Here is a 9,271-nt window from a genome sequence, read left to right on the forward strand (position 1 = left end):
GCCCTCACGCAGCCGACAAAGGCGGCCTGCATAGCGGGCTGGCTTTTTTTGAGCAGAATTTACACGGTAAATTTGTCGATGCTCTTCCACAGCTCCTGAGCGAGCGACGAGAGCTCCTTGGACGAAGCGGCAATTTGCTGTACGCTGGCCATCTGCTCCTCCGCGGAGGCCGAGACGCTGTGCGTGCCTTCCGCGGTCAGGGCGGCAATCCGGTTGATTTCATCGTAAGCTTCGACAAGCTCCCGGGTTTCAAGGGACATGCTCCGGGAGGATTCCGACACCTCTTGAATTTGGACGGACACCTCATGGATGGCCGCTTCGATCCGGAAGAAGGATTGACCCGCCGTGGTTACGGCGTGAATCCCTGCGAGCGCCTCCCGCTCACTTTGTGAAACCTTCTCCATCGTTCGGTCCATCTCGGTTTGAATCGCCGTAATCACCTCATAGACCTTCTGACCGGATTGCGAGGTTTGCTCGGAGAGCTTGCGGACTTCGCTCGCCACGACCGCGAAGCCGCGGCCGTTCTCGCCCGCGCGGGCGGCTTCGATCGCCGCATTCAGCGAGAGCAGGTTCGTCTGGTTGGCGATGTCGGTTATGATGGCGATAATATCGCCGATCTCCTTCGACCGTTCATTCAGAAGCCCGACGAGCCCGGACACCTCGCTGACATTGGACTGCACGGCGGACATTTGATCGATCGCCGTCTGGACGGCCTCGCCTCCTTCCGCGGCAACGGAAGAGGTCAACTGCACCGACTCCGCTACCTTGGAGGCTCGGCCGGAAATGATGCCGGCGTCCTCATCCATGCGGCGGACCCGGGTAACGCTGGCCGTAATCCGGTTCGTCTGCGACTCCGTACCCGCCGCCAGCGATTCCATGATATTCGCCACATGCTCGGTCGCCTGCCCGGTCTGTTCCGCGCTGTCGGACAGCTGTCCGGACGAATCCGCCACCTGATGGGCGTGGAGCCCCACCTCATGGATAAGCGCCCTCAAGTTGTCCGCCATATCGTTAAAGGACTTGGCGAGGTCCCCGATTTCATCGCTGTTGCGGATATCGACCTGCGTGTCCCGCAAGTCGCCCTTGGCGATTTTCAAAGCCATGCCATGAAGCTTGAGGATCGGCCGGGAAATCGCCCGGCTGATCAGGAAAGAGGCAATGATCCCGACCAGCAACGTGGCGGTCGTGATGCCGATCACGATCAGCTTGATTTGTTCCACTTCCCGGAATGTTGCCTGAGCTTCCTTATCCAGCTGCGTCTGCTTCAATTCCACAAACCGGAACGCCGTGTTGCTGAATTTGTCTCTTACAACGCTTTGACTAGCAACCGCCTTCAGGAAATCCTCGGTTTTGTTCTGCTTCTTCGCATCGATCATCTGCAGCGCGACGCTGCTGTATTGACTTTGCAGGAGATCGAGACCGGCGAGGATTTGCTTCTCGTCCCGGTCCGTAATCAAAGATTGCAGTTCATTCAGCGAAACCAGGAAAGTAGTCTGGGCCGTATTGTAGCCATCCAGATTCGCCTGGTTGCTTGTCAGGAGAAACTCCGAAACATGGGAATGCTCGCTTTCGACGGCCAATGACAAGTTCTTGATCAATTGGACAGCGGCGGTTTTCTCCTTTATCAGCTTCGTGTAGGACTCGTTCACCGATACCAAGTAGGAGTAGCTGATGAAAGACATCAAGGCCAAAAGCGCAAGCACCAGGCCAAAGCCGCCGTACAGTTTTTTTCGAATGGTCATCCGCGTGATGGAAGGTTTCATTTCCCGGCCGCCCCCTTGTTGGTCATATTCAGGATTTCAGTGGCTTGGACCCGATATTCTGCTGCCCCTTCCGCCGGGGTAAGCTCCCCGTTCAGCACCTTCTGAAGCGCGGATTGATACGCATTGTTGATCACGACGTGACTGCTCGGATTCGGAGGGTCCAGCGGCTTGGAGTGAGCCTTCATATAATTGATGAACTGCACCTGCTCTTTTGCGGCCGGATCTTGTCCCGCCACCCGGTCCGCCATGGCGGCCGACGCCGGAACGCCGCGCTCTCCGCGCAGAATATCGTTGGCCTCGGGATCGTTCAAAAAGAAATTCATAAACGCTACGGCCTCCTCTTTACGCTTGGAATAGGAGGAGACCGCCATCAGCATCGAGGGCTTGATCCAGCCGCCTTCATGGCCGCCCGGCGTTTTGGGGAACGGAAGCAGCTTGATCGGACTTCCCGCGAGCTTGCTCAATACAGTGTTATTATTGCTGGAACCGGAAAAAAGCGCCGTTTTCCCGGCAACGATCGGATGATCCTTATTATTTTTGAAGGAACCGATCGAGTTTTTGATCAGAAGGCCTTCATCCACCCACTGTTTGTATAAGGTAAAATACTCGGTCAAAATTTTGTCGTCCTCGTAACCGAGACCGCTGCCGTCGGCTTTGTACATCGATACCCCTTCCGCACGCAAATAGTAATTCACGTCAATCATGTTGCCGAGCGGATAAAAATCGGCTTCAGCCATGTTCGTTTTAAGTTGGACCATCGTCTGGTGGAGATCGTCGATCGTATATCCTTCCTTGGGGATAGTAACGCCGGCTTTCTCAAATATCGCGGGATTGTAAAAGAAGCTTTGGGAGTTGTTTCCCATCGGAAGAGCGTAGAGAAGCTCGTCTTTTTGGCCCGGTGCCAGATAGGCGGGATCCATGTCCGAGACATTCAGCCTCTTATCCGCGATGTAAGCATCCAAGGGCTCGATCAAATCACGGTTGATGTAGTTAAAAATAAAGCTGTAATCGGCCTGGATAATATCCGCTGTATTCTGATCCGCCGTTTCAATCGCGAGCTGGGTGGCAACCTCGTCCGTTCCGCCTAAACTTTCGGTTTCGAAGTTCACATGAGGATGCTTCTTTTTATACAGCTCGATGACCTTCAGCGTATCCTCTTCGCGCTGGTCCGACCCCCACCATATAAATTTGAGCGTAACCGGTTCCTCGGAACCAGACGGCTCATCGGCGCTTTGCGGGTCCGCCGGTTTATTGCAACCGAGAACACCGATAATCAATGTTAGCGATGCTAAAAAAAAGAAAATTCTGCCCCCTAATTTAATCATCTCGTCACCCTTCCTGATAAATGAGCCGGAAAAAGAAGGCCCTGGAGAATATATCGGAATTGTCGAACTTTGTTGATAGAGGGCGAAAATATGGTTTATTTTTCCTATTATTATTTACACTCAGTTCCGGGATCCTAGCTCAAGTACTCGGAAGTAGGAACATGCCTTGTTCCGCGTTCACTTTTCAAGCATCATGAGCGTACAATAGCCCAAGCGAGCATAAAAAACGCAGCCGGGATAATACAGTTTATCCCCGGCATAAACGAGGTGACAGACATGATTCTTCTTCCCCCCGGGGAAATGGAACAGGTGGACAGACTGAATCTAAGCGGCGTGGAGCGGGATATTCTCCGAATGAAACAAGCCAGCCCGGTGACGTATCCGTACCGTTCCGCCCAGGTGCTGGAATTTGAACTCAAGACGCGAAGCCGGATCGTGGAGTCGGCCATAGGTCTTTACCAGAGCGGAGCGCGGTTTTCCACGTTCGCGAATTCCCGTTGCAACGAGAATTATTGGATACGGCTGGATAACGGCGGATTCCGCCTGCGTTACGATGTATCCCCGGCGGAGGGGATCCGCGATATTTACCGCAACGGGCGGGCCTATGCATTCGAATGTGCTACCGCTATGGTCATTGCCCTGTACAAAGGGGTACTGGAGGCCATCGGGGAACCGGCGTTTAACGCCTATTTCGGCGGCTTGCTATTGTACGATTGGAAATATGACAGCGACCTGCGCATCATCTCTGTTCCCGGCGGAGAGGCGTTTCCGGGCGATGTCGTCTATTTCAAAAACCCCGATTTTGATCCGAACACGCCCGAGTGGCGGGGGGAGAACGGGATTTTGCTGCCGGACGGAAATTACTTCGCCCACGGCATGGGAATCCGGTCGGGAGCGGAAATTATCGCCCTGCTCAATACCAAAAGAAGGCCGGGAAGCCCGGTTTCCGCCTATAAATTGGATCAGGTGGAAACGCTGGACTATGCCTATACTTTAGGGTTGAGCAACGTGTCGGCCCGCATCGGCAGCAGGCTGTACGCCCTTTAGCTCCAGGGAAGGCCGCGGTGCTGCCGGACGACGGCCCGGCCGAAACGGCGCTCCACGCCTCCATCAGGACCTCGCGCCGCTGCCTGTAGATTTTGCGCAGGCGGCTGACGTGGCGGTCCATTTTTCGCGTGCGCGAAAACTCGGCCAAGGTGACCTGCTCCACGACCGGGCACTGAAGATCCTCGTACATGCACAGGATTTCTCCGCGGCTGCAGAGGCCAGATCGAATAGGGATCGCTCGTCCAGGGTAGAACTTTTTCCAAGAATATACGTCTAAAATGGTATGGACAGGAAAAAAGGGGGTACCCGAAATGGAAAAAACAACACAAAAACCGGAAAAACGGCCGAGGTCTCCTCTCATCAAGGTGGTGAAGGGGAGCTTGGCCCTGCTTTGTCTGGTTGGCGGGGCGTTTCCCGGATTAACGGCTGCAGCCTCGAGTCAAGTTCCGGTAGCCAATCTTAAAGAAGCCGTGAGCGTTCTTCCGGATTTTTTGGCGGCCCAGCCGACGGAGAGGGGCAAAAGCTTGGCCGCATCAAAAACGCAAACGGACGGAGGAGAGCCCGTCCCCACGGTGTGGTTCTCGACCCTCCCCAAGCCCGGGGACGCGACGCAAATTCGTTTCGGGACCCCGCTTTTTTCAAGGGCAGTCAGTAGCAACACCGATATTCGGAGGATGAATATCACTTATTTCGGCAAGCCCGGATATAATTTTAAGATTTTGTCCGTGTCCGGTGAAATGCTGGAGTTCCATACCTATGACCGGGGAACGCTTTGGATTCCGCAATGGTACGCTTCCGAAGCCGCCGAGAGCGCCGAATCGATCGAGCCGCTATATATTAGGCTGCGCAAGGAGGGCGAGTTGGCGCTGGCCCCGTTGAGCAAGGCTCGATGGGGAACCGGAAGTGATAACGGGGACAATACGTTCGTGGCCTTCGCCAAGTGGAAGGAGTGGTACGGCGTGATCATTCCCCCGGCGGCTTGGCATGAGGATGAAGGGGATGAGGTGTATCGTCCGGCTGTGTTTTGGGTAAAGGGAAGGGATATCTCCGCGACGGAAGCTGTACCGCTGCCGCTTCTTAACGCTCAGGATGGAGCGGAACCGGATTTGGATATAGTGCGCGGGCTAACCGATGTGCTGCTTAAACCGGGAGACGATGCCGCCAAGGTAAAAAAGTTGCTGGGAGACCCGGCGCTGACGGAAGTATCCGGCGATCTTCAAAATAACGGCGGCGAGCCGATGATCATCGGCTCCAGCTGGCGATATGAAAGGGAAGACGCCCATTTCCAGGCGACGTTTACCCCAGCTGGCAAACTGGCGGCCATCCATTGGATATTTCCCGGGGCGGATCGGTACCAAAGCCGCATGTACTCGGGCGATGATGATATGTTTTCGCAGGATTATCTCGTTACTTCGCTTCCTCGAACGCTCCGGGTGCAGCCGGATTGGAGGAATCAAGGCACACTGGCTTACCCCTACCTCCTGAGCTCGGGGAAAGAGGTATTGCTGCTGAAGGGAGACGACGGCGGGTACAGCGGGGGGCATTATGATGCTTCCTTTTATGCGGTCGGCCGGGAAGACGGAAAGACGCGCTGGCAAATTAATGCCGGGTATGGTCAGTTGGAGGCGTCCCTTGACCCTGCCAGGGAAGAGGTCACCCTATTTACCTCCTTTAGCCCGGAGGAGAAGCAATACGACAATCGGGTTCGCAAGTTGAGACTGTCCGACGGCAAGGTGTTGTGGGAGCAGCGGTTCGGAGACAAGAGCCAGATGGGGATGTGGGCTGCCCGGGATTCCGTCATCCTGGTCACATGGAACGACCGCGGTGATATTCAGCGGAAGACGAGTACGAAACTGATCGTTCTGGACGCCCGAAACGGCCGGACCCGGTGGGAGTCAGACCTCGGCGAAGAGGCGCGAATCCTGAACCGCAGCGCGGCAGATCCTTACGTACTGATCAGGGAAGGGAAAGAGCTGCGGGCGCTCAATCCGGATAACGGAAAGACGGTCTGGTCGATTGAGGCGAAAGGGGAACAGGCGCAGGATTACTCCATAGAGCCTTACTACGCGGGCGGCCCGAGAATGGATCCGTTCAACGGATCGGACCCGGACAAACGCTGGATCCTGCTCGGCGACAACTGGAAATGGCTGGATGTTTCGGCGGGCCAAGTCCTGGCCGATTATCCCGCCGTGCCTGGAGAACGTTTCGAAGAGCTGGCGGACGGCCGATATTTGCTGATCCAACATCCGTTGGACAGCGCGGATTATTGGGGGGCGGACTCGTTCGAAACGATATTTTACGATGCCAAAGCGGGAAATGAACTGTGGCGAATTTCCGGCAAAGGCAGCAAGGGGGAGCTGGAGGGAGATACCCTTTATCTGACGATAAACGGATTGCCGGCCGCTTTGGAGGCAACTACGGGGAAAAGCCTATGGCAGATGCCGACCACCGCATCCGCGGATGCGGATTTGTCCCCGTTGGCGGCCGGCAGCTTCACGGTACTTGAGCATACGTTGCTGTTCCCTTTTGGCCAAGATCTGCTGATGCTGGATAAGAAGACCGGGAAGCTGCTGGGGCGGGTGGCCGACGTGAAAACGGGCTACGCGGAGCTTCGCGAACTAGAGACCCGAAACGGGACGGTGAACCGTTCGGGTGACGAGATCTACGTCGGCACGGCCAACGGGGGGTTCCTCCGGTTCCGCGCTCAGGAGTTGGATAAGGTCGCGACGCCATAACGTGCCTCTAACTAGTCATTGTCCGAGCGGCGCTATTTCTCGGCCCCAACCGCCGAAGGTGCTGGTGCGATCGTGGCCGCCCATCCGCCAGCAGTGATTCTAACGGAAGCTATCGCCGCTATTTCATCCAAAACGGCGAATTAAGAATTCTAACGGAAGCAGTAGCCGCTATTTCGGCAGAAAGAGGTCATTTTGGTGGAAATGAGCCCAAATAGGCGCTGTCAGTTCCGTTAGAAATCCGAAAGTGCGGATTAGAGCAAAATAGCGGCTAATAGTTCCGTAAGAGACGGCGATTGCCGACCGTGGCCGTTCAAGGCCACCTTCGGCCCCATCCGCCAAAGGTGCTGGTGCGATCGTGAGGGCCTATCCGCCAGAGGTGCTGGTGCGATTGGGGGCGCCTATCCGCCAGCAGTGATTCTAACGGAAGCTATCGCCGCTATTTCATCCAAACCAGCGGATTAGGAATTCTAACGGAAGCAGTAGCCGCTATTTCCACTGAAGTTGCATCAAACCTGACATGGAGCTGCCTATTTTGTAACTTGTCGCCTCGGTGTGGCGAGTTGGATCCGGCGTGCCCCATTTCCCTAACCGCCGTCGCATGAGCAGCCTTGCAAGAAAGACGAAAATTAACGCTAACGGTTGCCACAGCCGTTATTTGTCCTGAAAACGCCGATTTCCCATAGCTAACGGCCGCCACGGCGCTTATTTTCGCATAAACAGGCTGTTAAGGCAGTAATCTTGCAAAAAAAATGACATAAAAAGTAAGAAGAATAATTTACAAAAAAAGGAGACCCCAGTTATCGTAGAATTGTACAGACACATACGAAAGGAGGTCTCCTTGAATAAAAAGATACCTAACCCATCCGTGATTCGTCAAGCCTTAGGTTGGTTGGATGTCCATGTGCGTTTACTCTGTGGCGATCATTACGCCAAGAAGCTTTGCTTTGGCAACACGATTCTTCTCTTTCTGGAGGCCATTTTGCAAAAACGGAGTTCACTAGATAACATCACAGAGCATTTACGAAGTGCTCCGTGGCTGCAAAAATGGGTAGGCTTGGAGTCGATCCATGCTTCCTCCTTAAATCGAAAACTAGCGCAAATTCCAACCGACAGTGTTCGTAACTTGTTCCTCCAGCGTCTCAAAAACCTGTGGCATCACCAGGGACCTACACTACCGAAAAAGCTCAAGGGACTTGGGCGACTGGCCGCGGTAGACTCCTCGTCAATCACTCTGAGCCTACCGCGAGGGAAGTGGGCATTACGCCAAGCGGGAGAGAGTGCGGTAAAAATGCATACCTGCCTGCATCTCACCGGCGAGATAAGCGCCTGGCTAAAAGGCATCGTACTCTCCACGGCGATGGTGGCCGACCTAGACTCGGAAGTGCTGGAACACCTTGTTTGGGAGCCAGGAACCACCTATTTGTTTGACCGAGGTTATATCTGTTACGGACAATTCCTCCATTGGGATCGAAATCAGATTTACTTTGTGGTCCGACTTAAGAGCAACAGCAGAGTACGGGTGCTTCAGTCCAAGGTCGCGGGGAGTTTCATCAAGCGGGATGCCGAAGTAGAAATCAAGGACCCGGATAGCCAACAAACCGGCGTGTTCCGACTGGTCGAGTTTGAGTTTATCGACAATAAGCACAAGGTTCATCAAGTGCGAGTTCTAACGAACCGCTGGGATGTAAAAGCGGAAGATGTGGCCCGAATGTATCACTACCGCTGGAAAGTGGAACTATTTTTTAAATTCATGAAGTCAAATTTGCATCTGAAAAAAATATACAACAACAAGCCACAGGCGGTATGGAACCTGATTTATTTAAACCTACTGGCGTACGTAGTGTGTGAAGAAATCCGGTATCTCTACGCTCCGGATCTGCCCATTGGCCAAGTGACGAGGAAGATGCGTGCGTATTTAACGAATGCGTGGACCGATTTTTTGGACCGTTTACATCCAGTGACGCAGCGGACGAGTAAGGGCCGAAGGAAAAAGGGCGGTCGTCCAAGAATTCATCCAGAACGTTTGGAGAAACTACGGATGATCTATTACTAAAAAAATGTAGAACCAAAACAGAAGAAAAACTATACTCTGGAAAAAAATGTGTCTGTACGTTTGAAAGTAAGGTGGGGCTTTTTTTTGCCTTTTTGGGAGAGGCGAAACATCACTGGCAAACAAGTTGAACTAGAGCATAGGATGGGAAAAGGCAAGAGGGTGAAATGATTCTGGAGAAGCGTAGCGTTCGCCTTTGTTACCGGACTTCTACCTTATCTGAATTTAATTCATCAAGAAATCCGGGAGCAACAGCGATCGGAAGAACATTTCACCCGGCTGCCTCTATCCCTCCATCATTAGTTCAACTCATTACGACTAACTGATGTTAAGGTTTTTGCAAGATTAATG

5 protein-coding genes are annotated in these 9,271 nt (G+C 53.7%); 3 read left to right on the plus strand and 2 right to left on the minus strand.

Annotated elements, in window-relative coordinates:
* Nucleotides 1-59 precede the first annotated feature (59 nt).
* The gene (locus tag V4U84_RS24160) at nucleotides 60-1,763 is read right to left on the minus strand and encodes a methyl-accepting chemotaxis protein (protein ID WP_334078130.1); all 1,704 of its coding nucleotides are present in this window, start codon (nucleotides 1,761-1,763) and stop codon (nucleotides 60-62) included.
* Complete coding sequence (locus tag V4U84_RS24165) at nucleotides 1,760-3,088, minus strand: ABC transporter substrate-binding protein (protein ID WP_334078131.1); 1,329 nt, start codon at nucleotides 3,086-3,088, stop codon at nucleotides 1,760-1,762. Before V4U84_RS24165 ends, V4U84_RS24160 begins: the two co-directional genes overlap by 4 nt.
* A gap of 276 nt (nucleotides 3,089-3,364) precedes the next feature.
* Here V4U84_RS24165 and V4U84_RS24170 point away from each other — a divergent pair, with 276 nt between their 5' ends.
* From V4U84_RS24170 to V4U84_RS24180, 3 genes are all read left to right on the plus strand, one after another.
* Nucleotides 3,365-4,135 carry a protein-glutamine gamma-glutamyltransferase gene (locus V4U84_RS24170; protein ID WP_334078132.1) on the plus strand — a complete coding sequence of 257 codons (771 nt, stop codon included), beginning with the start codon at nucleotides 3,365-3,367 and terminating at the stop codon, nucleotides 4,133-4,135.
* 311 nt (nucleotides 4,136-4,446) lie between these two features.
* Nucleotides 4,447-6,870: an outer membrane protein assembly factor BamB family protein gene (locus tag V4U84_RS24175; RefSeq protein WP_334078133.1), complete on the plus strand. Its 2,424-nt coding sequence runs from the start codon at nucleotides 4,447-4,449 to the stop codon at nucleotides 6,868-6,870.
* A gap of 838 nt (nucleotides 6,871-7,708) precedes the next feature.
* Nucleotides 7,709-8,923 carry an IS4 family transposase gene (locus tag V4U84_RS24180; protein ID WP_334077049.1) on the plus strand — a complete coding sequence of 405 codons (1,215 nt, stop codon included), beginning with the start codon at nucleotides 7,709-7,711 and terminating at the stop codon, nucleotides 8,921-8,923.
* Nucleotides 8,924-9,271 lie beyond the last annotated feature (348 nt).

This window comes from Paenibacillus sanfengchensis (assembly GCF_036864765.1).
GTDB lineage: Bacteria > Bacillota > Bacilli > Paenibacillales > Paenibacillaceae > Fontibacillus > Fontibacillus sanfengchensis.